The 358-nt window shown below is 45.8% G+C and carries 1 protein-coding gene; it reads left to right on the forward strand.

The window, feature by feature from the left end:
- The coding region (locus A3762_RS05380; protein WP_156493261.1) for an extracellular solute-binding protein at positions 1 to 354 on the forward strand (354 nt) is incomplete at its 5' end.
- Positions 355 to 358: the final 4 nt, after the last annotated feature.

Below are 358 nucleotides of genomic sequence, written 5' to 3' on the forward strand. Positions count from 1 at the left end.
CGCGCTTCAGAAGCAGAAAATGGTGTTGAAATCGCTTATATCATTCCTAAAGAAGGCGCTGCCATTTGGTTTGACTTAATGCTGATCCCTAAAGATGCACCCAACGTAGATAACGCTCACGCACTGATTAACTACTTGATCGATCCAAAGGTTATGGCGGATATCACTAATTATGTGTGGTACCCGAATGCGATACCGGCATCAAAAGAATTTATCGATCCTGAAATCTTAGAGGATGAATCAATCTACCCACCACAAGCGGTGCTCGACAAACTCTTCCCTGCACCGATTAATGGCCCGCGTTATGACCGCGCAGGTTCACGCATGTGGTCAGCATTTAAAGCCGCGAAATAAGCTG

This window comes from Oleiphilus sp. HI0125 (assembly GCF_001635355.1).